Annotated in this window: 22 protein-coding genes; 15 read left to right on the forward strand and 7 right to left on the reverse strand. The window is 61.4% G+C overall.

Translation table 11 applies throughout. From position 1 onward, the window contains the following. Positions 1-94 precede the first annotated feature (94 nt). Together AC1D2N_RS14820 and AC1D2N_RS14825 are read left to right on the forward strand one after the other, a co-directional pair. Positions 95-373: a hypothetical protein gene (locus AC1D2N_RS14820; protein ID WP_130653963.1), complete on the forward strand. Its 279-nt coding sequence runs from the start codon at positions 95-97 to the stop codon at positions 371-373. A gap of 175 nt (positions 374-548) precedes the next feature. Further along, positions 549-983, forward strand: a complete 435-nt coding sequence (locus AC1D2N_RS14825) for a DUF1810 domain-containing protein (RefSeq protein ID WP_018246546.1) — start codon at positions 549-551, stop codon at positions 981-983. Here AC1D2N_RS14825 and AC1D2N_RS14830 read toward each other — a convergent pair. Together AC1D2N_RS14830 and AC1D2N_RS14835 are read right to left on the reverse strand one after the other, a co-directional pair. Beyond that, on the reverse strand, positions 980-1,168 hold the full coding sequence (locus AC1D2N_RS14830; RefSeq protein ID WP_018246545.1) for a hypothetical protein: 189 nt from the start codon (positions 1,166-1,168) through the stop codon (positions 980-982). The two genes, AC1D2N_RS14825 and AC1D2N_RS14830, sit on opposite strands and share 4 nt — an antisense overlap. 140 nt (positions 1,169-1,308) lie before the next feature. Beyond that, positions 1,309-1,932, reverse strand: coding sequence for a TetR/AcrR family transcriptional regulator (locus AC1D2N_RS14835; protein ID WP_017968388.1), 624 nt, complete (start codon positions 1,930-1,932; stop codon positions 1,309-1,311). Positions 1,933-2,059: 127 nt separating this feature from the next. Here AC1D2N_RS14835 and AC1D2N_RS14840 point away from each other — a divergent pair, with 127 nt between their 5' ends. After that, a complete protein-coding gene (locus AC1D2N_RS14840) occupies positions 2,060-2,275 on the forward strand; it encodes a hypothetical protein (RefSeq protein ID WP_047617902.1) in 216 nt (71 codons plus the stop codon). An 81-nt stretch (positions 2,276-2,356) separates the two neighbouring features. Here AC1D2N_RS14840 and AC1D2N_RS14845 read toward each other — a convergent pair whose 3' ends face one another. Next, positions 2,357-3,214, reverse strand: coding sequence for an SDR family oxidoreductase (locus AC1D2N_RS14845; protein WP_130653925.1), 858 nt, complete (start codon positions 3,212-3,214; stop codon positions 2,357-2,359). Positions 3,215-3,330: 116 nt separating this feature from the next. Between AC1D2N_RS14845 and AC1D2N_RS14850 the strand changes: the two genes are divergently transcribed. The 3 genes from AC1D2N_RS14850 (at position 3,331) to AC1D2N_RS14860 (ending at position 4,962) form a co-directional block, all read left to right on the forward strand. Continuing rightward, entirely contained in the window at positions 3,331-3,579 is a 249-nt protein-coding gene (locus AC1D2N_RS14850; protein ID WP_018246541.1) for a type II toxin-antitoxin system Phd/YefM family antitoxin, read from the forward strand. Continuing rightward, on the forward strand, positions 3,579-4,001 hold the full coding sequence (locus AC1D2N_RS14855) for a type II toxin-antitoxin system VapC family toxin (protein WP_018448556.1): 423 nt from the start codon (positions 3,579-3,581) through the stop codon (positions 3,999-4,001). Before AC1D2N_RS14850 ends, AC1D2N_RS14855 begins: the two co-directional genes overlap by 1 nt. 112 nt (positions 4,002-4,113) lie before the next feature. Then, complete coding sequence (locus tag AC1D2N_RS14860) at positions 4,114-4,962, forward strand: IclR family transcriptional regulator (protein WP_032994886.1); 849 nt, start codon at positions 4,114-4,116, stop codon at positions 4,960-4,962. Between the two features lie 22 nt (positions 4,963-4,984). Here the strand turns inward: AC1D2N_RS14860 and AC1D2N_RS14865 are convergent, their stop codons facing one another. Together AC1D2N_RS14865 and AC1D2N_RS14870 are read right to left on the reverse strand one after the other, a co-directional pair. Then, positions 4,985-6,193 (reverse strand): amidohydrolase/deacetylase family metallohydrolase, encoded by a 1,209-nt coding sequence (locus tag AC1D2N_RS14865; protein ID WP_130653926.1) that lies wholly within the window; start codon positions 6,191-6,193, stop codon positions 4,985-4,987. 276 nt (positions 6,194-6,469) lie between these two features. Next, on the reverse strand, positions 6,470-7,339 hold the full coding sequence (locus tag AC1D2N_RS14870; protein ID WP_130653927.1) for a sigma-70 family RNA polymerase sigma factor: 870 nt from the start codon (positions 7,337-7,339) through the stop codon (positions 6,470-6,472). A 111-nt stretch (positions 7,340-7,450) separates the two neighbouring features. Between AC1D2N_RS14870 and AC1D2N_RS14875 the strand changes: the two genes are divergently transcribed. After that, positions 7,451-7,909, forward strand: coding sequence for a carboxymuconolactone decarboxylase family protein (locus AC1D2N_RS14875; protein WP_018448552.1), 459 nt, complete (start codon positions 7,451-7,453; stop codon positions 7,907-7,909). Between the two features lie 93 nt (positions 7,910-8,002). Here the strand turns inward: AC1D2N_RS14875 and rhaI are convergent, their stop codons facing one another. Beyond that, a complete protein-coding gene (gene rhaI / locus AC1D2N_RS14880) occupies positions 8,003-9,295 on the reverse strand; it encodes an L-rhamnose catabolism isomerase (RefSeq protein ID WP_130653928.1) in 1,293 nt (430 codons plus the stop codon). A gap of 194 nt (positions 9,296-9,489) precedes the next feature. After that, positions 9,490-11,586: a bifunctional rhamnulose-1-phosphate aldolase/short-chain dehydrogenase gene (locus AC1D2N_RS14885; RefSeq protein ID WP_018448550.1), complete on the reverse strand. Its 2,097-nt coding sequence runs from the start codon at positions 11,584-11,586 to the stop codon at positions 9,490-9,492. 197 nt (positions 11,587-11,783) lie between these two features. Here AC1D2N_RS14885 and AC1D2N_RS14890 point away from each other — a divergent pair, with 197 nt between their 5' ends. The 8 genes from AC1D2N_RS14890 (at position 11,784) to AC1D2N_RS14925 (ending at position 19,940) form a co-directional block, all read left to right on the forward strand. Further along, complete coding sequence (locus AC1D2N_RS14890; RefSeq protein WP_018246533.1) at positions 11,784-12,596, forward strand: DeoR/GlpR family DNA-binding transcription regulator; 813 nt, start codon at positions 11,784-11,786, stop codon at positions 12,594-12,596. Between the two features lie 48 nt (positions 12,597-12,644). After that, positions 12,645-13,640: a rhamnose ABC transporter substrate-binding protein gene (rhaS, locus tag AC1D2N_RS14895; RefSeq protein WP_018448549.1), complete on the forward strand. Its 996-nt coding sequence runs from the start codon at positions 12,645-12,647 to the stop codon at positions 13,638-13,640. 72 nt (positions 13,641-13,712) lie between these two features. Continuing rightward, positions 13,713-15,248: a sugar ABC transporter ATP-binding protein gene (locus AC1D2N_RS14900; RefSeq protein WP_115156777.1), complete on the forward strand. Its 1,536-nt coding sequence runs from the start codon at positions 13,713-13,715 to the stop codon at positions 15,246-15,248. 42 nt (positions 15,249-15,290) lie between these two features. After that, positions 15,291-16,292, forward strand: a complete 1,002-nt coding sequence (locus AC1D2N_RS14905; RefSeq protein ID WP_018448547.1) for an ABC transporter permease — start codon at positions 15,291-15,293, stop codon at positions 16,290-16,292. Further along, complete coding sequence (locus tag AC1D2N_RS14910) at positions 16,289-17,296, forward strand: ABC transporter permease (protein ID WP_018246530.1); 1,008 nt, start codon at positions 16,289-16,291, stop codon at positions 17,294-17,296. The genes AC1D2N_RS14905 and AC1D2N_RS14910 overlap by 4 nt, the downstream gene beginning before the upstream one ends. After that, positions 17,293-17,613: an L-rhamnose mutarotase gene (gene rhaM / locus AC1D2N_RS14915; protein ID WP_018448546.1), complete on the forward strand. Its 321-nt coding sequence runs from the start codon at positions 17,293-17,295 to the stop codon at positions 17,611-17,613. The genes AC1D2N_RS14910 and rhaM overlap by 4 nt, the downstream gene beginning before the upstream one ends. After that, complete coding sequence (locus AC1D2N_RS14920; protein ID WP_018246528.1) at positions 17,610-18,989, forward strand: FGGY-family carbohydrate kinase; 1,380 nt, start codon at positions 17,610-17,612, stop codon at positions 18,987-18,989. The genes rhaM and AC1D2N_RS14920 overlap by 4 nt, the downstream gene beginning before the upstream one ends. A 192-nt stretch (positions 18,990-19,181) precedes the next feature. Then, a complete protein-coding gene (locus AC1D2N_RS14925) occupies positions 19,182-19,940 on the forward strand; it encodes a fumarylacetoacetate hydrolase family protein (RefSeq protein WP_018246527.1) in 759 nt (252 codons plus the stop codon). Positions 19,941-19,947: the final 7 nt, after the last annotated feature.

The following is a 19,947-nucleotide window of genomic DNA, read 5'->3' on the forward strand; positions in this document are numbered from 1 at the left end:
GAGGGTGAGAGTTTGCTCTAGAGAGACCGGCGCCGCATGTGTTGCAGGAGTAATTAAAATGACAGATTGTGAAACTTTAAGCCGTCGCCAGGATATGGTGACCCTTCATGTAAAAGAGGACGAAACCGCCGGTTTAGGCGAGCGCGATTATGTGGAACATGTCCGCGCACAGAAACTTTCGGCCTTCGAACGCATTGTCGTGGTCGGAGCGCTGGTTCTCTTGAGCTTTGCGGGTTTTGCCGCATATTCTTCCGGCAATACAGACTCGATGACGACATCGGCCATTGCCGCCCCGGCCGGCGATAACATGCCGCAGCATCCGGCCTACGGCCATTGCCGCGACAGCAGCCCCTACGCTGAGAGGGTCTGCTAACAGGAAAGCCACCGCATAATTCCTTAAATCGGAATCGATTTAAGGATAAAATTATGCGGTAATTTAAAGTGCTACAGCGTCCTTTGCGCGTCTCAAAAGACGCACGGCGCTGTAGATCGCCGGGCATGGAGACCTTGAGCCCAGGCTGCATTGACAGCGGGAAGGGAAAAGAACCATGGCCGGTGATGTCGATTATAATCTCGATCGCTTCATCGATGCTCAGAATGGCGTCTATGAACAGGCGCTTTCAGAGCTGAAAGCCGGGCGCAAGACCTCCCATTGGATGTGGTTCATCTTCCCGCAAATCGCCGGCCTCGGCACGTCGGCGATGGCCGAAAAATATGCGATCCGCTCGGCCGAGGAAGCCGGCGCCTATCTCGCCGATCCCATTCTCTCAAGCCGGCTGCTGCGCTGTGTCGAGGCGATTCTGTCCGTCGGCGGCCGCTCGGCGCATGAAATTCTGGGCTCACCCGACGACCTCAAGCTACGCTCGTCGATGACCTTGTTTGCCGCGATCAGCGACCATGGTTCGCCCTTCCACCGGGCGATCGAGCATTTCTATCAGGGAAAATTCGACGAGCGGACGATAGAGATCCTTGGCGCGGATTAACGGCCCGGCCTGCTCTCCAGCGTAGCAATCTCCTCGGAGATCTCGCTCAACCGCTGACGTAGATCGATGTCGGTGCCATCATCGACCTCTTCCTCGCCGAAGCAATAGCGCGCATCATGAAGCTCCAGCTTGGCTTCAAGCTCGGCGCGTTTGTCATATAGGCGCTTGAGATAGACGTAGTTCATCTCCCTGCCTCCACATCGCCCCGGTGAGGGGAAAACGGCATGGAAGCGGTAAGGTTCCCCCCGCTGATAATTCAGCGATTGAAAGTGCTACTGCGTCCTTTGCGCGTCTGAAAAGACGCGCGGCGCTGTAGAGAGGGCGGTCAGGCGAAAGAAGCGATCGCCGCGTGGCAGGCCTTGGCGAAATGACCGCAGCAGCCGGCAGCGCCCATGGCCTGGCGGCTGACGCGGGCACCCTCGAGCAGCAGCGTCAACGTATCGGCAAGAAGCTGGGGTTCGCGCGCGCCGGCCGCCGAACAGAGCGCGGCCAAGCGATCACGCTGTTCGGCCTTGTGCCGCTCGATCATTTCGTGGGCGGGATGGCCCTCGCCCTTCAGCTCGATGGCGGCATTGGCGAGATCGCAGCCGGCGGGCTCGCCGTTCAGACACTGCGCCCGCAGTTCCACCCAGGCGTCCAGTTGGGCGCGCGGATTGCCGGGATAGGCCGCTTCCAGATCGCGCCAGATGGTACCCGCCTTTTCGGAGGCGCGGCGCAGCGTTTCGCAGACCAGTTCGTCCTTAGAGCCGAAATGCCGATACAGCGTCATCTTGTTGGTCAGAGCCGCGTCGGCAATGGCGTCGACGCCGATGCCGCGGATGCCGCGCTCGCGGAAAAGCTCCGAGGCGGTCGAGACGATACGCTCCCGCGGCGGGATGCGATCTTCTGGAACGGCTGCGGAGATTTCATTCGAAGTTTCTGATTTTTTTGCGGACGTAGTCCTTGACATCAATGTGACCGATCGGTAACAAATGCATTGTTACTTACCGGTAACACCACGAAACGCGAAAGTCAATGCCGAGGGCATGGCAGCGGAAAGTGGAACACGGGCGACCGCCCACGAAAGGAGGACAACCATGACAAAGACCAGAGATGACCTGACGATATCCGAAGCCCTTCGCGACCCCCTGATTGCCATGGTGTTGCGCGCCGACGGCGTGAAGCTTGAAGACTTCAAGCAACTCCTGGAAACGGCCGCCCGCAAGCGCGAACCGCGCTCGACTTTGGTGGGCAATATGATCGGAGCACTCGCAAACCGCGCCAATCTGCCGGCCATGCCCTGCTTCGGCTGACAAGCCGCCTGAATAGCTTGGGGATCTCTCCCTGCCCCCGTCAAGGGCTGCCGTCACAACCAGACGGCGGCCCTTGCCGCTTTAGAGGATCGGCTTGCCGCCGGTGACCGCGATTGTCGTGCCGGAGACGTAGCTCGACAAGGGATCGGCCAGCATCACATAAGCCGTCGCCAGCTCGGCCGGCTGGCCGGGCCGTTTCATCGGCACCTGCTTGCCGAAATTGCTGACGCTTTCTTCGGGCAGTGTCGAAGGGATGAGCGGCGTCCAGATCGGCCCCGGCGCCACCGCATTGGCGCGAATGCCTTTCTCGGCCAGAAGCTGGGCAAGGCCGGCGGTGAAATTCTGGATCGCGCCCTTGGTCGTCGCATAGGCAAGCAGCGTCGGGTTCGGACTGTCCGAATTGATCGAGGCCGTGTTGATGATGGCGCTGCCGGGTTTCATATGGGCGACGGCTGCCTTGGTCAGGTAGAACATCGAATGGATGTTGACCTTGAAGGTCAGCTCCCATTCCTCGTCGCTGATCTCGTCAATGCTCTTGAAGCTTGCCTGATGCGCGGCGTTGTTGACCAGAATGTCGATACCGCCAAGTTCCTTGACCGCCGTCTCGACGATCTGCCGGCAGTGGGCCGGATCCTGGATGTCGCCGCTGAAGAGAATAGCCTTGCGTCCAGCCTGCTCGACGAGCCGTTTCGTCTCATCGGCATCCTCATCCTCGTCGAGATAGGAGATCACCAGATCGGCACCTTCCCTGGCGTAAGCGATTGCCACCGCCCGGCCGATGCCGCTATCGCCGCCGGTGATGATCGCCCGCTTGCCTTTCAACCTGTCGGCGCCGCGATAACTCTCCTCGCCGTGATCGGGAATAGGATCCATCTGCGCGGTAAAACCAGGCATCGGCTGTTTCTGGGATGGAAAAGGGGGTGTCGGGTAATTTGGCATCATGACCTCCTGTGTTCAGGGGGCAAACTCAGGCTAAGACTTGTTGTTCCAGCGGTCTTGCGGCAGTTTTGTTTTCGGACTAAAATGACTAGAAAATTGGTCATCAAGAGGGTGTCATGGCGAGTGTTAATTTAGCGGAAGCCAAGGCCCATCTCAGCGAATTGCTCAATCGCGTCGAAGCTGGCGAAACCGTCGAGATTTTGCGCCATGGCAAGCCGGTGGCGCAGCTCGTGCCCGTCAAGACGCGCAAAAAGCCGGTCGATGTCGCGCGGCTGAAGGCATTGACCGCCTCGATGAAGCCGCCGGCCAAGCCGGTCGATTCCGCGACCTTCATCCGCGACATGCGCGACAATGATCGCTACTGATGCTTTATATCGACACATCAGTCCTCGTCGCCGCCTGGACGATCGAAACCCGCACGGACGACGTGCAGCAATGGCTGGCAGCGCGTCAATTCGAGGAGATCGCGGTCAGCGGCTGGACGATCACCGAATTTTCGAGCGCCATCGCGCTTAAGGCGAGAAACGGACAACTCGATCCGGACGATCGCAGCAAGGCTTTGGCGCTGTTCAAGGAGCTATGTTCGACGTCCTTCGAGCTCCTGCCCATATCGCGGTCGCACTTCATCGAAGCGGCACGAATGACCGATCAATTTAATATCGGTCTTCGCGCCGGTGATGCTCTGCATCTCGCTGTCGCGATCGGCAGCGACGCCACGCTCGTCACGCTGGACAAGGGGCTGGCAAAAGCTTGCAGCATCGTAGGTGCGCATTATCGGCTGTTATGAAGTGGACGATATCGTGGGTATCACTCAGCCTCCCATGCGATCAACCCACGAAATATTGCGATTTGCCATAGCGACCGCTATGCCATAGTAATGTAACATGATCGCAGTTTTCATGAGGTGCGTGGAATTGGACGGAAAAACATCATCCGCAGTTTACTCCGAAGATGAAGGCGTTGCCAGCGAGGCCGATGGCAAGGGGGCACGCCGCGCGCGTGTCAGCGGCATCGACCGGGCGCTTCAGGTGATCGATCATCTTTATGAGACCGGATCGCCCGCCGGCGTCTATGCGATCGCCAAGGCGGTGAAGGCGCCACTTTCGACCGTTTACGTCATCGTCGATGATCTCGTCGAGAAGAACATGCTGACGCGTCAGACGGACGGCTCGATCTGGCTCGGCGCGCGGCTCTACCACTACGGCCTTGCCTATGCACGGTCATTGGATTTCATGAGCATCGCCACCCACGAAATGCACGATCTCTGCCGCCAGGCCGGCGAAACCGTGCAGGTCTGCGGTCGCGACGGCGACTATATGCTGGTGCTCGCCATGGCCGACGGCCCGAGCCACTTCCAGGTCGCGTCCCGCGTTGGCACCCGGGTGCCGCTCAACTGGACGGCCTCCGGCCGCCTGCTCGTCGGCCACCTGCCCGAGCAGGAGCGCATCGAACTGTTCAAGCGCTGCGCCCGCTCTTCACCGACCGGCCGCGCCGAGATCGATCCGGGTACGCTGTCGGAAGCCGCCGGCAAAGCCTTCGAGTCGCGCTTGTCGATCCAGGCGGGGGAATCCGATTATGCGGTTGCCTGCATCGCCTCGCCGATCTGCGATCGCGATGGCCAGTGCGTCGCCACCATTTCCATCGTGCTGCCGGAACAGAAGGCCTTTTCCGACGAGAACCACTATACGGCCCATGTGCGTAGTTCAGCGGAACGGATCGAAAAGCTGATGGGCTGGCGCAACCGCTGAGCATTGCGCTTTTCAGCGGATCCTACCTGTAGGAATAGCCGTGGCTGTGGCGCACCAGCTTGCGCGCCCGCGGCACATAGCGGCTGGCGGCAAAGGCATCGGCGCCCATCACGGCATAGCGCGGCTCGAACAGCTTGTTGAGGACCGAGACGTCGCCGTTGGAATCCGTCGCCTCGAGATCGGAATCGACCAGATCGAAAACGGTGAATTCCGCTTGCGAGCCGACCGAAAGCCGGTTTTCCATCGACAGCTTGATGACGGATGCCGGCGCATGGGTGACGGCTTCCACCACCTTGTCGAAAGGCATGCCGACGCTGAGCAGCTTCGACATCGTCGTCGCCAGGTCCCAGACCGGGAAGTTCATCGAATGGCCGTGCAGGTCGGTCGAGATCGAGAACGGCAGAAGCCCGCGCGCAATCGCCGCCTCGGCGACCTTGAAGGAAAAGGAGGCGCCGCCATGGCCGATGTCGAGACGGATGCCCTCGGAGGCGCAGCGCTCGGCGAGATTGAAGAGGTCCTCGTCTTCCATGATGCTCGACCCGGCCTTGCCGTTGAAGCAGTGGGTGACGACGTCGCCGGGGCCGAGGATCTCGAGCACTTCGTCATAAAGCGCCGGCGGCTCGCCGACATGCACCATCATCGGCACTTTCAAAATCTTGGCGATCTTCTTGCCAAGCTTGACCGGCGTGACGCCCCAGGACCCGGTGATGACATGGCTGGCGCGCACCTTGATGCCGACGATGTGCTCGCTGTTTTCGGCATAAACTTCGAGGATGCGGTCGAGATCGATATCGCGGATATCCCGCAATTCCGCGACGCGGTTGCAGGCCACAAGACCGATCGAGCCGAGATTGAGGAAGGCCTTGATGCGCTCGCGCGAGGGCTCGATGATATATTCGCGGAAGCCATGAAAATTCGCCTCACCGGCCGAACCGGCATCGACCAGCGTGGTGACGCCGCGCTCGACGCCGCATTCGGAGGGACGGATGGAAATATCAGTGCCGCCGTGCCAGATATGCACGTGCAGGTCGACCCAGCCCGGCGAAATGAAGGCGCCCTTGCCGTCGATGCGCGTCACATCCTGCGAGACTGAAAGGGACGGACCGATCTCGGCGATCCTGCCGCCTGCATTGACGAGAATATCGATTGCCCCCTCGGATGTGCCCGCACCGAAAGCGATCGGTTTGACATTGGTGAGGAGAAGCGGCTTCTTCGCCTGGTCGCCGGGCATGACATGCATTCCTTTCGAAGTCTCGGACCGGGATCGCTTCTCGGTCATCCGTCTGCGGGTTGCTCTGGAAGAGTAATGAGGAAGCTAGAGATGGCGCCTCAGGGCACCGGGTCACCATAATTCCATAATTATGCTATATAAGTCTTTATAATAGAATAAAGCTGAGGACGCCGCTGTCAAGAAAAATGACGTGGCCGTCACCACTGAGGAAACGTAAGCGGTGCGTTCCTTCCGAAGCGCGCCCGTTTCGAAGATCCGATAAATTCGCGTTTGTTTTCAATCTCGAAGGATCGAATAGTCAAGCCGTTCCAGGTGATCCGGATCGGCGATGGCGTCGATCGCGGCGATCCTGCCATCGGCGATCGTCAGCGCCACCACCACGCGGAGTTGGCCCCCGATCTCGACGACGAATCCGAGCTCACCGTCGACGACGGCGATTTCTGCCGCCTGCGCCCGACCCTTGAAGGCTTCGGCCACGTGAGCTGCGCCGCGCATTTCGCCAATGGTGCCGAAGCGGGCCGCCGTCGCATCGGGCCGGAAGACGACGTCAGGGGCAAGCACCGCGATTAACGCCTCCAGATCGCCGTTGCGCGACGCCGTCAGAAAGGCCTCGGCGATCGTCCGCTTGCGGCCGAGATCGACATCAGGTGCCTCGTCCAAACCCTGCACCCGGCGGCGGGCGCGGCTCGCGAGCTGGCGGGCGGCCGCGGACGAGCGGCCGATGATCGGCGCGATCTCGTCGAAGGGCAGGTCGAACATGTCGTGCAGCACGAAGGCGACGCGTTCGGCGGGCGCCAGCGTCTGCAGCACGACGAGCAGTGCCAGACCGACCGAATCGGCAAAGGCGGCTTCGCGCTCGGGATCCTCCGTAGGATCGGCGATCCCGCCATGGGCGGGCACCTCCAGCGGTTCCTCGCGCCGGGTCTTGCGGGCGCGCAGCATGTCGAGGCAGATGCGCGCCACCACCGTCGTCAGCCAGCCGCCGAGATTGCCGACCCCTGTCGTATCCGTGCGGCTGAGCCGCAGCCAGGCCTCCTGAACGGCATCATCAGCCTCGCTGCGTGAGCCGAGCATGCGATAGGCTGCGGCCCTCAGATGCGCTCTGTTCGCCTCGAACTCATCGGCCAGCCATTTTTTCTCGTCCATTTGTCACATTCCTCCGCTGCGTTCCGTCAAAGCCATGACGAAGGAAACCCGGCCGATGTGACAGCGCCGGCGGATCGTCGAACAACAGTAAACGCATCAAGGAGACATACCATGCAGGAGAGAATGGGAAACCCCGCCCTCGTCCTTCCCGCGGCCATGCAGGCGCTCAATGCGCTCAGCAAGGTGCCGGTCGAAACCGGCCTTTCGCCGAAGCTGCTCGAACTCGTCAACCTGCGCGCCAGCCAGATCAACGGCTGCAGCGTCTGTGTCGACGGGCATCCTCGTATTGCAAAGAAGCTCGGCGAAACCGACGAAAGGCTCTTCGCCATCGGCGCCTGGCGTGACTCGCCCTATTTCACGGATGCCGAGCGGGCAGCCCTTGCGCTGACCGAGGCAGTCACCCGTGTCAGCGACCGCGCCGACCCTGTGCCGGACGATGTCTGGGACGAAGCGACCCGGCATTATGACGGTAGGAGCCTTGCGGCACTCGTCATCGCCATCGCCAATATCAATGTCTGGAACCGGCTGAACATCGCCACCCGCCAGATCGCCGGAGCCTGGAAGCCGTAAACGGCGGGACGCCGGCAGCGCGTCACCCCTGCGCTGCCGGCAACCATCATCCCTAATCAGCATGGCTTCAGGCCATGCGAAACAATCGGTCGTTCAGATGATGCCGCCGCCGCCGGCAGCGGATGCCGGGCGCTCGGCCGCCACCTTTTTGCGATAGCCGCTGGCGCGATAGACGGCGATCGGGTCGATCGCGCCGCTGGCCCTGCGTCGGGCTTCGGCGAGGATCGGCTCGACATCGGCGCGATAGGCGCGCTTCAACGTTTCCGATGCCATCAGCGCGTCGTTGTCGTCCTGGTAACCGGAGAGCGCCTTGCGGTCGACGAGCAGCGCCTGTGCATAGGCGCGGCGGATTTCGTTGGCGCTGTTGATCAGGCTTTCGATCGGGTCGGTGACATTGTGCGACTGGTCGATCATATGGGCCGGGTTGAAGTCATTGACGCCGCGCTGCTCGGCATCGACCAGTTCGTTGAAGACGAGGAACAGCCGGTAGGGATCGATCGCGCCGGCGTCGAGATCGTCGTCGCCATATTTCGAATCATTGAAGTGGAAACCGCCGAGCTTGCCGAACTGGATCAGGCGGGCGACGATCATCTCGATATTGGTGTTCGGCGCATGGTGACCGAGATCGACGAGGCAATAGGCCTTGGGGCCGAGCGTCTGAGCGATCAGGTAGTTGGTGCCCCAATCCTGCACGATGGTGGAATAGAAGGCCGGCTCGTACATCTTGTGCTCGGAGAACAGCTTCCAATCATCAGGCAGTGCCTTGTAGATGTCCGCCATCGAGGCGAGGTAACGCTCGAAAGCCTTGGTGAAATGGCTCTGGCCGGGGAAGTTCGAGCCGTCGCCGATCCAGACCGTCAGTGCCTTGGAGCCGAGCGCCTTGCCGGTTTCGATGCATTCGAGATTGTGCTCGACCGCTTGCGCCCGTGTTGCCGCATCGGTGTGGCTGAGCGAGCCGTATTTATAGGAATGGGCCTGGCCGGGCGCATCGGAAAAGGTGTTGGAATTCATCGCATCGAAGCCGAGGCCGAGCGCATCACCCTTGGCCTTCAACTCCCTGGCGTCGGCCTTGTCCCAGGGAATATGCAGCGAGACATTCGGCGTCGCCTGCGTCAGTTGGTTGATGACGGCGCAATCGTCGAGCTTGTCGAAGATGCCGCGCGGCTCGCCGGTGCCGGGGAAACGGGCAAAACGCGTGCCGCCGGTGCCGACGCCCCAAGAGGGAACGGCGACGAAGAATTCCGCAACCTTCCGGGTGACTGCTTCGATATCGACGCCGCGACGGGCAAGCGTCGCGCCCAGTGCCTCGTAATCGGCTTTCAGCGCTGTTGCCCGCTTGTCGTTATCCGTCGCAACCAGATCCTGCGCGATCCTGAATTCGGCCATTTCTTCCTCCCGATTGTTTCTTTCTTCCCTTCTCCCCAGCGGGGAGAAGGTGGCCCGAAGGGTCGGATGAGGGGGCGGCCGGGTAGGACATTAATGGTCCTTCGCTGCCCCGCCCAGAACACGCATCGCTTCGCTCTGCGTCCCCTCATCTGCCTGCCGGCATCTTCTCCCCGCCGGGGAGAAGAGCGACCCTCTTACCGCGTAAAACTCTGCACATTGCCGGCATCGACATTGATAATGTTGCCGGTCGATTTTGCCGAAAGGTCCGATGCGAGGAAATAGATCGCCTCGGCGATATCTTCCGGAAACACGTTGAGTTTCAGCATCGAACGCTTGCGGTAATGTTCCTCGAGATCGTCCACCTCGATCTTGGACGAGGCAGCGCGCTGCTCGCGCCATTCGCCGCTCCAGATCTTCGAGCCGCGCAGGACAGCATCCGGATTGACGGTGTTGACGCGGATGCCGGCATCCGCGCCTTCCAGCGCCAGGCAGCGGGCGAGATGGATTTCGGCAGCCTTTGCGGTGCAATAGGCAGATGCATTCGGCGAGGCGGCAAGACCATTCTTCGAAGCGACAAAGATAACGTTGCCGCCGAGCGCCTGACGGCGGTACAGGCGGAACGCTTCGCGCGAGACGAGGAAATAGCCGGTCGCCAGAATATCGATATTGCGGTTCCACGTCGACAGCTCGGTGGCTTCGATTGGCGCGGACGAGGCAATGCCGGCATTCGAGACGAGGATATCGATGCCGCCGAATTCAACGCAGGCTTCCGCGAAGGAGGCGATCACCGCATCTTCCTTGGTGACGTCAAGCCGAACGCTGCGCACGGCGTCAGCGCCATAACTCTTGACGAAATCGGCTTCGGTGCCCTCGAGTGCTGCCTGGTCGATATCGGCAAGCACCACACAGGCACCTTCGCCGACGAGGCGCGCGGCCGTCGCCCGGCCGATGCCGCCGGCGCCGCCGGTGACGAAGGCGACGCGGCCGGCAAGGCTCTTCGGCTTCGGCATGCGCTGCAGCTTGGCCTCTTCGAGCAGCCAGTATTCGATATCGAAGGCCTCCTGCTCCGGCAGGCCCTGATATTCCGAGACCGTCGAGGCGCCGCGCATGACGTTGATGGCGTTGACGTAGAATTCGCTGGCAATACGAGCCGTCGCCTTGTCTCGGGCAAAGGACAGCATGCCGACGCCAGGAACGAGGAAGATGACGGGATTGGCATCGCGGATGGCGGGCGAATTGTCATGCTTGCAGTCGTTGTAATAGCGGGCGTAGTCGGCGCGGTAATCCTCCAGCGCCTTGTCGAGACCGGCAACGATCGCGTCGACATCCGGCTTGGCCGGGTCGAAATCGACGATCAGTGGGCGGATCTTGGTGCGCAGGAAATGATCCGGGCAGCTGGTGCCGAGTGCGCCGAGCGGGCGTAGATCCCGGGAGTTGACGAATTCGAGCACAGCGTCCTGATCGTCGAAATGTCCGAGCTTGCGCTCCTGCTTGCCGATGCGGCCACGGATCTCCGGCATCAGCCGGGCGGCGATGGCGCGGCGTTCGGCGACGGCCAGGCTCTCAGTGAGCGCACCGCCGAAAATCGTCTTGCCCTCGGTCTTTTCGGCAAACCAGACGATCGCCTTGTTGATGATGTCGAGCGTCAGCTCGTAGCAGGCCTTGGCGTCATCAGCCCAGGTAAAGAGGCCGTGGCTTTCGAGCACGACACCCTTGGCATTCGGATTGGCGGCGACGAATGCGCCAAGGTCGAGGCCGAGCTGGAAGCCAGGACGACGCCAGGGCAGCCAACCGATCTCGTCCCCGAAGATCTGCTGCGTCAATTCCCTCGAATTCTTCGACGCGGCGATCGCGATGATCGCGTCAGGATGCATGTGGTCGACATGGGTGAAAGGCACGAAACCATGCAGCGGCGTGTCGATCGAGGCGGCACGGGCGTTCAGGTTGAAGGTGCAGTGCGGCAGGAAGCCGACCATGCGGTCCTCGTCCTCGACGCCCTTGTAGATGCTCTTCAGCGATTCCAGCTTGTCCTGGTAGAGCGTCGCGAAACCGTCGAGCTTGATCGTGCCGACATCGCCGCCCGATCCCTTGACCCAGAGTACCTTGACCTTGCCGCCGGTCAGAGGATCGGTTTCCAGCACCTTCGCCGAGGTGTTGCCGCCGCCGTAATTGGTGATGCGCTTGTCGGCGCCGAGCAGGTTGGAGCGATAGAGCAGCTTGCCAGGCTCATCGAGGCCTGCCGCGTAAGCATCATCCCACCGGTTTTCCAGAAGCCGGACGTTCGCCGCCATGTCATCCTCCCATATGAAATCTTCATCGGGACGCAAAGTTCGCGCCCTTTTCGCTGACGGTATCGCTCATCAAAACGCAGCTTGTCAATCGAAAACGATCAAATTCGATTATTGTGCAGCGCAATATGAAAATTTATGATCGTTTTTGATTGACACATTGTCATATGTGCGAAATAAACGATTAAAGGAGGAGCCCCATGCACGAACGCGAACGCCATCGCATCATTCTGAGCGCCGTTCAGGAAAAGTCCGTCGTGACGGTTCAGGATATTTCCGAACTGACCGAGGCTTCCGAGGCGACGATCCGGCGCGACATCGCGGCTCTTCATGTTCAGGGCAAGATCCGGCGCGTGCGCGGCGGCGCCGAGGCGGTGCATCCGCCGCAGCTCGGCAATCTCGCCGGGCGTCCCTTCCGGGTGTCGGAATCGGTCAATATCGACAAGAAACGCGCAATCGCCCGCCAGGCAGTCGAGCTTTGCGATCCCGGCGACGCGATCATCATCAACGGTGGCACGACCACCTTCCAGATGGTGCATTTCATGGCGGCCCACCGCCTGCAGGTGATGACCAATTCCTTCGCGATTGCCGAACATCTGGTCAAGCATTCGAAGAACACGGTGACGGTGCCGGGCGGCGCGATCTATCGCGAGCAGAGCCTGATCCTCTCCCCCTTCGACAACGACGCGATCCGCAATTTCTACGCCCGCCGTTTCTTCATCGGTGCGCAGGGCGTCGGCCCGCTCGGCATCATGGAAGCCGACGCGCTGATCATCCAGAGCGAGCAGAAGCTGATGCATCAGGCCGACGAACTGGTCGTCATGGCCGATTCCAGCAAGTTCCATCGCCGCTCGAGCCTCATTCTGTGCCCGCTCGAGCGTGTGTCTACGATCATCACCGATGACGGCATTCCAGAGGAAGCCGTCAGGATGATCGAGAATGCCGGCATCAGGCTCATTGTCGCGAGCCCGGTCGCCCAGGCAATCAAGGAGGATTCCTCGTCGGTCGCATAAGGCGCCGGCCAGGTGTGAAGAGTGTCAATCAAGTGGGAGGATGAAAGCATGAAACTCGCAAAGAAACTCGCAATCGGCGTGGCATTTGCCGTCGCCATGATGGCCGGCACGGCAAGTGCCGCCGACATCAAGATCGGTCTCGTCGTCAAGTCGCTCGGCAACGGCTTCTTCGATGCTGCCAACAAGGGCGCGCAGGAAGCGGCCAAGGAACTCGGCGGCGTCGAGGTCATCTATACGGGTCCGACGACGACGACGGCCGAAGGCCAGATCGAAGTCATCAACTCGCTGATCGCCCAGGGCGTCAGCGCCATCGCCGTTTCGGCCAACGATCCCGACGCGCTCGTTCCGGCGCTGAAGAAGGCTACACAGCGCGGCATCAAGGTCATCTCCTGGGATTCCGGCGTCGCGCCTGAAGGCCGTATCCTTCAGCTCAACCCGTCGTCCAACGAGTTGATCGGCAAAATGTGCCTGACCCTCGTCAAGGACCATCTCGACGGCGGCAAGGGTGACTTCGCGATCCTGTCGGCAACGACCACCTCGACCAACCAGAACATCTGGATCGACCAGATGAAGAAGCAGCTCAAGGATTTCCCGGGCCTCAACCTCGTCACCACGGTCTATGGCGACGACCTCTCGGACAAGTCCTACCGTGAAGCCGAGGGCCTGCTGAAGGCGAACCCGAACATCAAGGTCATCGTCGCTCCGACGACGGTCGGCGTTCTCGCCGCGTCGAAGGTCGTCGAAGACAAGGGCCTTGTCGGCAAGGTCTACGTCACCGGTCTTGGCCTGCCGTCCGAAATGGCCGGCGCGATCAAGTCGGGCGCGACGAAGGAATTCGCCATCTGGAACCCGATCGATCTCGGCTACTCCGCAACGCAGATCGCCTATCGCCTCGTCAAGGGCGAGACCGACGGCAAGCCGGGCAGCGAGATCGAGGCCGGCCGCATGGGCAAGATCAAGGTCGGCGACAACGGCGAAGCCGCCATGGCCGATCCCTTCGTCTACAACGCTACGAACATCGACCAGTTCTCCAAGGTCTTCTGATCCAAGCCGACGCATAAAAGCCCGGCGGTCTGATGGCCGCCGGGATTCTCATTCGACACTGGTAGAAGCTCGATGAACGCTGCCTTTCAACAAACCGCCACGGACAGCAAAACCGGTGATGCGCCCGCCATTCTGGAAATGCGCGGCATCTCCCAGATCTTCCCGGGCGTGAAGGCGCTCGACAATGTCAGCATCGCGCTGCATCCGGGCACGGTGACCGCGCTGATCGGCGAAAACGGCGCCGGCAAATCGACGCTGGTCAAGATCCTGACCGGCATCTACAGGCCGAATGAAGGCGAGATCCTCGTCGATGGCCAGCCGGTGACCTTTGCCAGCGCCCAGGCCGCAATCGATGCCGGCGTTACCGCCATCCATCAGGAAACCGTGCTGTTCGACGAGCTGACGGTTGCCGAAAACATTTTCCTCGGCCATGCGCCGCGCACGCGTTTGCGCACCATCGACTGGCAGGCGATGAACAGCCGCGCGAAGGCGCTGCTGACCGCGCTCGAAAGCAATATCGATCCGACGATCCGGCTGAAGGACCTCTCGATCGCGCAGCGCCATCTGGTGGCGATTGCGCGCGCTCTGTCGATCGAGGCCCGCATCGTCATCATGGACGAACCGACGGCAGCCCTTTCCCGCAAGGAGATCGACGATCTCTTCCGCATCGTCCGGGGCCTGAAGGAAAAGGGCAAGGCGATCCTCTTCATCAGCCACAAGTTCGACGAGGTGTACGAGATCGCCGACGATTTCGTCGTCTTCCGCGACGGCCGCGCCGTCGGCCAGGGCCGGCTCAAGGAAACGCCGCAGGACGAGATCGTCCGCATGATGGTCGGTCGCGACGTCGAGAATGCCTTTCCGAAGGTCGATGTCGCCATCGGCGGCCCGGTGCTCGAGATCCGCAACTATAGCCACCGCACCGAATTCCGCGACATCTCCTTCACCCTGCGCCAGGGCGAAATTCTCGGCATTTACGGGCTGATCGGCGCCGGCCGTTCGGAACTGTCCCAATCGCTCTTCGGCATCACCAGGCCGCTCTCGGGCACCATGATGCTCGAAGGCCGCGAGATCACCATCCATTCGCCGCAGGATGCGATCCGGGCCGGCATCGTCTATGTGCCGGAGGAACGTGGCCGCCACGGGCTGGCGCTGCCGATGCCGATCTTCCAGAACATGACGCTGCCCTCGCTCGCCCGCACCTCGCGCCGGGGCTTCCTCAGGGCGGCCAACGAATTCGCGCTCGCCCGCAAATATGCCGAGCGGCTGGACTTACGCGCCGCTGCCCTTTCCGTCCCGGTCGGCACGCTCTCCGGCGGCAACCAGCAGAAGGTCGTCATCGGCAAATGGCTGGCGACGGCGCCGAAGGTCATCATCCTCGATGAACCCACAAAGGGCATCGACATCGGTTCGAAGGCGGCCGTGCACGGCTTCATCAGCGAACTCGCCGCCGAGGGCCTGTCGATCATCATGGTCTCGTCCGAACTGCCCGAAATCATCGGCATGTCGGATCGCGTCCTGGTGATGAAGGAAGGTCTCGCCGCCGGAATTTTCGACCGCGCCGACCTGTCGCCGGAAGCGCTGGTGCGCGCCGCCACCGGCAATGCATGAGGCCCGCAATGCATAAGGCCCAGCAATTCATAAGGTAAGAGCATGGCAAGACTGATCAGAAAACGCGAAACCCTGCTGTTCCTCATCATCGTCGTGATGATCGCGATCTTTTCGACGCGCGCTGCCGATTTCGCAACGCCGGAGAATCTCGCCGGCATTTTCAACGATACCTCCATCCTGATCATCCTGGCGCTCGCGCAGATGACGGTCATCCTGACGAAATCGATCGACCTGTCGGTTGCCGCCAATCTCGCCTTCACCGGCATGGCGATCGCGATGATGAATGCCGCCTATCCCGATCTGCCGCTCGTCGTGCTCATCCTTGCCGCGATCGTCATCGGCGCCTGCCTCGGCGCCATCAACGGCCTTCTCGTCTGGGCGCTCGAAATTCCGCCGATCGTCGTGACACTCGGCACGCTCACCATCTATCGCGGCATGGCCTTCGTACTGTCGGGCGGGGCGTGGGTCAACGCCCACCAGATGACGCCGATCTTCCTGTCGGTGCCGCGCACGCCGATCCTCGGCCTGCCCGTTCTCGGCTGGGTGGGGATCGTTATCGTGCTGCTGATGTATGTCCTGCTCCGATACACCCAGTTCGGCCGCTCGGCCTATGCCACCGGCGGCAATCCGACCGCGGCCGTCTATGCCGGCATCGATACGGGCTGGACGAAATTCCTGGCCTTCGTTCTGTCGGGCGCGCTGGCCGGTCTTGCGAGTTATCTCTGGGTGTCGCGTTATGCTGTTGCCTATGTCGATATCGCCAACGGCTTCGAGCTCGACAGCGTCGCGGCCTGCGTTATCGGCGGCATCTCGATTGCCGGCGGCGTCGGCTCGGTCGCCGGCACCGTGCTCGGCGCGCTCTTCCTCGGCGTCATCAAGAATGCATTGCCGGTGATCGGCATTTCACCCTTCACGCAGATGGCGATCTCCGGAACCGTCATCATTCTCGCCGTCGCCTTCAACGCCAGGCGCGAGCGCAACCGCGGCCGCATCATCCTGCGCGACCGCGCCGCGGCCGAGATCAGAACGGAGGCCGCAGCATGAGCACCGTGTCCACACACGAAAAGCGGGTCATTCCCGACCGCCTCGGCACACCCTTCCGCCGCATCCTCGCGAGCTGGGAAGTGCTGCTCTTTGCCGTCGCCGTGCTGATCTTCATCTTCAATTCGCTCGCCTCGCCCTATTTCCTCGATGCCTGGAATCTCTCGGACGCCACCTTTAACTTCACCGAAAAGGCAATGATCGCCTTTGCCATGGCGCTGCTCGTCATATCAGGCGAGATCGACCTCTCGGTCGCTGCGATCATCGCGCTCGCCTCGACGGCAATGGGCGCGGCAGCGCAGGTCGGCATCGGCACACCGGGCCTGGTCGCGATCGGCATCGGCACCGGCCTTGCCTGCGGCATCTTCAACGGCGTTCTGGTCTCGGTGCTGAAACTGCCGTCGATCGTCGTCACCATCGGCACGATGAGCCTTTTCCGCGGCATTTCCTATATCGTCCTCGGTGATCAGGCCTATGGCAAATACCCGGCTGATTTCGCCTATTTCGGCCAGGGCTATGTCGTCTGGGTATTCTCCTTCGAATTCGTGCTCTTCATCGTGCTGGCGATCCTCTTCGCCATCCTCCTGCATGCGACGAATTTCGGCCGGCAGGTCTATGCGATCGGCAACAACGACTTCGCCGCCCGCTTCTCCGGCATTCCGGTCGAGCGCGTCAAATTCATCCTCTTCCTGTTGACCGGCGTCATGAGCGGCGTTGCCGCCGTCTGCTTGACCTCACGCCTCGGCTCGACCCGGCCGTCAATCGCCCAGGGCTGGGAACTTGAGGTCGTCACCATGGTCGTGCTCGGCGGCATCTCGATCCTCGGCGGCTCCGGCACCATCGTCGGCGTCGTCATCGCCGCCTTCGTCATGGGTCTCGTCACCTTCGGCCTCGGCCTGCTGAACGTGCCAGGCATCGTCATGTCGATCTTCATCGGCCTGCTTCTGATCATCACCATCGCCATCCCGATCATCGCCCGCCGCATCAAGGTCATGAGCTCCCGATGACTTTAGAAAAACACGCCTTCAAAATGCAGCTCAATCCGGGCATGGAAGCCGAATACCGCAAGCGGCATGACGAGATCTGGCCGGAACTGGTCGATCTCCTGCACAAGTCAGGCGCCAGCGACTATTCCATTCATCTCGACCGCGAGACCAACACGCTGTTCGGCGTGTTGACGCGGCCCGCCGACCATACGATGGCAAGCCTGCCGGACCATCCGGTCATGAAAAAATGGTGGGCGCACATGGCCGATATCATGGCGACCAATCCCGATAATTCGCCGGTCCAGAGCGACCTGGTCACCGTCTTCCATATGCCATGAACGCCACCTCTTATCGCCGCATCGCCGTCCTCGACATCGGCAAGACCAATGCCAAGGTGGTCGTGCTCGACAGCGAGACGGGCGCCGAGGTCGCCGTCCTGAAACGGCCGAATATCGCGATCAAAACCGGTCTCTATCCGCATTACGACGTAGAGGCCCTCTGGTCCTTTGCGCGCGATGCGCTGAAGAGCCTTGCGCGCGAGCCCGGCTTCGACGCCATTTCGATCACCACCCATGGCGCCTCCGCAGCACTCCTTGCCCGGGACGGCACGCTTGCCATGCCTGTCATCGACTATGAACATGAATATCCGCAGGAAATCCGCGACGCCTATACGCGGCTGCGCCCCTCCTTCGACGAAACCTTCTCGCCGCACCTCGCGATGGGCCTCAACGTCGGCGCGCAGCTGCACTACCAGAAGACCGCCTTTCCCGAGGAATTCGCCGAGGTTGCGACCATCCTCACATATGCGCAATATTGGACGGCGCGGCTGACGGGTGTTGCCGCCAATGAGCTGACCTCGCTCGGCTGTCATACCGACCTCTGGAACCCGAGGGCCGGCAGCTATTCCTCGCTCGTCGACAGGCTTGGCATTCGCGACCTCATGGCGCCGATCCGATCCGCCTTCGATGCGCTTGGCCCGGTTCTTCCCGACATCGCCGCAGAGCTCGGCCTTACCGCACCCGTGCCGGTCTATTGCGGCATTCACGATTCCAATGCCTCGCTGCTGCCGCATCTGGTGCGTCGCGAAGCGCCCTTTGCGGTCGTCTCCACCGGCACATGGGTCATCAATTTCGGCGTCGGCGGCGATCTCGATCATCTCGACCCGAAACGCGATGCGCTCGCCAATGTCGATGCCTATGGCCGGGCCGTCCCCTCCTCGCGTTTCATGGGCGGGCGGGAATTCGAAATTCTTTCTGCCGAGATCGGCCCTATCGACGAAAAAGCCGTCGAGGCGGCAATCGGCCCGGTCATCGACAAAGGCATGATGCTCCTGCCGAATATCGCGCCGGGTTCCGGGCCTTTTCCCGGAAAGGTAAGCCGCTGGATCGGTGCTGAAGAGGCAAGCCGCGAGGAGCGCTCTGCCGCTGCCTGCCTCTATCTCGCCTTGATGACCGATGCCTGCCTCGGACTGATCGGCGCCAAAGGCCCTGTTATCGTCGAAGGCCCATTTGCCCTGAATGGGACCTATCTCACGCTGCTGGCCGCCCTAACCGGCCGCGAGGTCATGGCCCTTCCTGGCACAACCGGCACCAGCCAGGGGGCCGCTCTTCTCACCGGCATCCGGCCGGTGTCGGGTGCCGAGACGCATGTTCCGCCGACTGATATCCCGGGGCTGGCCGCCTATCGCACCCGCTGGTACGCGGCGATGGAATAGGAGTCTTTCCAAAAGCGGCCTTGTTCGTCCCTGCCTTCTCGCTAGAACAGGATGATTTTAGGCCGGGTCGGCCTAAAATCTGAATCCTGTTCTACATTATATAGTTAGAGCATGATGTCGTCCGAAAACCGCTCACACTTTTCGGCATCATGCTCTAGTGTGGCACCTCGAAAATCAGGTCGAGGAGATAGCATGACAGAGACATTCGATCCGCGCACGGTTGCAGCCACGCTTCACAGCCTGCGCCAGGCCGGCAGGCAGGAGGCAACGGACACTTTCCCGCTGCCAGCCGATCTCCATCAGGCGATGGAGGCGCAGAAGTTGCTCACCGCTGCAGACAGTATTTCAAGCAACGCCTGGAAGGTGACGGTCTCGCCGCAGGGCCAGGCGGTCACCGCTCCGCTGCATCCCTATGCCGAAGCCGTCTCGGGCGCTGACATTCCCTGGTATCCGGGCCTGAAATTCGAAACCGAGATCGCCGTCCGTCTCGGCAGTGATCTGCCGGTCCGCACAGGCGTTCCCTACAGCCGCGCCGACGTGGTCAAGGCGATCTCCGCTGTCCATCTCGGCGCCGAGCTGCTGGTGAGCGCGGTTAGGGAAAGCGGCAGCGTTTCCTTTCTACTGTTCGTCGCCGACCGCCTCGGCAATAGCGGCTATGTGCTCGGTCCGAAGCTCGAAAAAAGCGTTGTCGACACCGTCGGGGGAACGCCGCTCAAGGTCACTCATGCCGGCCGCACGATCTATGATGGTCCGGCACAGCATCCGAAGGGCGACGTTCTCACCTGGCTCGTCGATTACGCCAATGATGGCTTGCGCCCCGAGACATCGCTGAAGACGGGTGCGCTCATCACCACAGGCACGTTGAGCGGCGCGATCGAACTGACCGAACCCGGCGAGATCGACATCGAACTCGGCAATAGCAGGCTCAGCTTCTCGGTATCGAAGGGTTGACTTGACC

It is taken from the genome of Rhizobium sp. P1_B8 (genome assembly GCF_056406515.1).

Excerpts from the sequence above, each read along its gene's own strand:
- rhaM (WP_018448546.1), top strand. The coding sequence starts at position 17,293 with ATGACTTTAGAAAAACACGCCTTCAAAATGCAGCTCAATCCGGGCATG.
- AC1D2N_RS14875 (WP_018448552.1), top strand. The coding sequence starts at position 7,451 with ATGCAGGAGAGAATGGGAAACCCCGCCCTCGTCCTTCCCGCGGCCATG.
- AC1D2N_RS14855 (WP_018448556.1), top strand. The coding sequence starts at position 3,579 with ATGCTTTATATCGACACATCAGTCCTCGTCGCCGCCTGGACGATCGAA.
- AC1D2N_RS14890 (WP_018246533.1), top strand. The coding sequence starts at position 11,784 with ATGCACGAACGCGAACGCCATCGCATCATTCTGAGCGCCGTTCAGGAA.
- rhaI (WP_130653928.1), bottom strand. The coding sequence starts at position 9,295 with ATGGCCGAATTCAGGATCGCGCAGGATCTGGTTGCGACGGATAACGAC.
- AC1D2N_RS14870 (WP_130653927.1), bottom strand. The coding sequence starts at position 7,339 with ATGGACGAGAAAAAATGGCTGGCCGATGAGTTCGAGGCGAACAGAGCG.
- AC1D2N_RS14885 (WP_018448550.1), bottom strand. The coding sequence starts at position 11,586 with ATGGCGGCGAACGTCCGGCTTCTGGAAAACCGGTGGGATGATGCTTAC.
- AC1D2N_RS14850 (WP_018246541.1), top strand. The coding sequence starts at position 3,331 with ATGGCGAGTGTTAATTTAGCGGAAGCCAAGGCCCATCTCAGCGAATTG.
- AC1D2N_RS14860 (WP_032994886.1), top strand. The coding sequence starts at position 4,114 with ATGAGGTGCGTGGAATTGGACGGAAAAACATCATCCGCAGTTTACTCC.
- AC1D2N_RS14835 (WP_017968388.1), bottom strand. The coding sequence starts at position 1,932 with ATGTCAAGGACTACGTCCGCAAAAAAATCAGAAACTTCGAATGAAATC.
- AC1D2N_RS14905 (WP_018448547.1), top strand. The coding sequence starts at position 15,291 with ATGGCAAGACTGATCAGAAAACGCGAAACCCTGCTGTTCCTCATCATC.
- AC1D2N_RS14910 (WP_018246530.1), top strand. The coding sequence starts at position 16,289 with ATGAGCACCGTGTCCACACACGAAAAGCGGGTCATTCCCGACCGCCTC.
- AC1D2N_RS14900 (WP_115156777.1), top strand. The coding sequence starts at position 13,713 with ATGAACGCTGCCTTTCAACAAACCGCCACGGACAGCAAAACCGGTGAT.
- AC1D2N_RS14825 (WP_018246546.1), top strand. The coding sequence starts at position 549 with ATGGCCGGTGATGTCGATTATAATCTCGATCGCTTCATCGATGCTCAG.
- AC1D2N_RS14840 (WP_047617902.1), top strand. The coding sequence starts at position 2,060 with ATGACAAAGACCAGAGATGACCTGACGATATCCGAAGCCCTTCGCGAC.
- AC1D2N_RS14920 (WP_018246528.1), top strand. The coding sequence starts at position 17,610 with ATGAACGCCACCTCTTATCGCCGCATCGCCGTCCTCGACATCGGCAAG.
- rhaS (WP_018448549.1), top strand. The coding sequence starts at position 12,645 with ATGAAACTCGCAAAGAAACTCGCAATCGGCGTGGCATTTGCCGTCGCC.
- AC1D2N_RS14820 (WP_130653963.1), top strand. The coding sequence starts at position 95 with ATGGTGACCCTTCATGTAAAAGAGGACGAAACCGCCGGTTTAGGCGAG.
- AC1D2N_RS14845 (WP_130653925.1), bottom strand. The coding sequence starts at position 3,214 with ATGCCAAATTACCCGACACCCCCTTTTCCATCCCAGAAACAGCCGATG.
- AC1D2N_RS14865 (WP_130653926.1), bottom strand. The coding sequence starts at position 6,193 with ATGCCCGGCGACCAGGCGAAGAAGCCGCTTCTCCTCACCAATGTCAAA.
- AC1D2N_RS14830 (WP_018246545.1), bottom strand. The coding sequence starts at position 1,168 with ATGAACTACGTCTATCTCAAGCGCCTATATGACAAACGCGCCGAGCTT.
- AC1D2N_RS14925 (WP_018246527.1), top strand. The coding sequence starts at position 19,182 with ATGACAGAGACATTCGATCCGCGCACGGTTGCAGCCACGCTTCACAGC.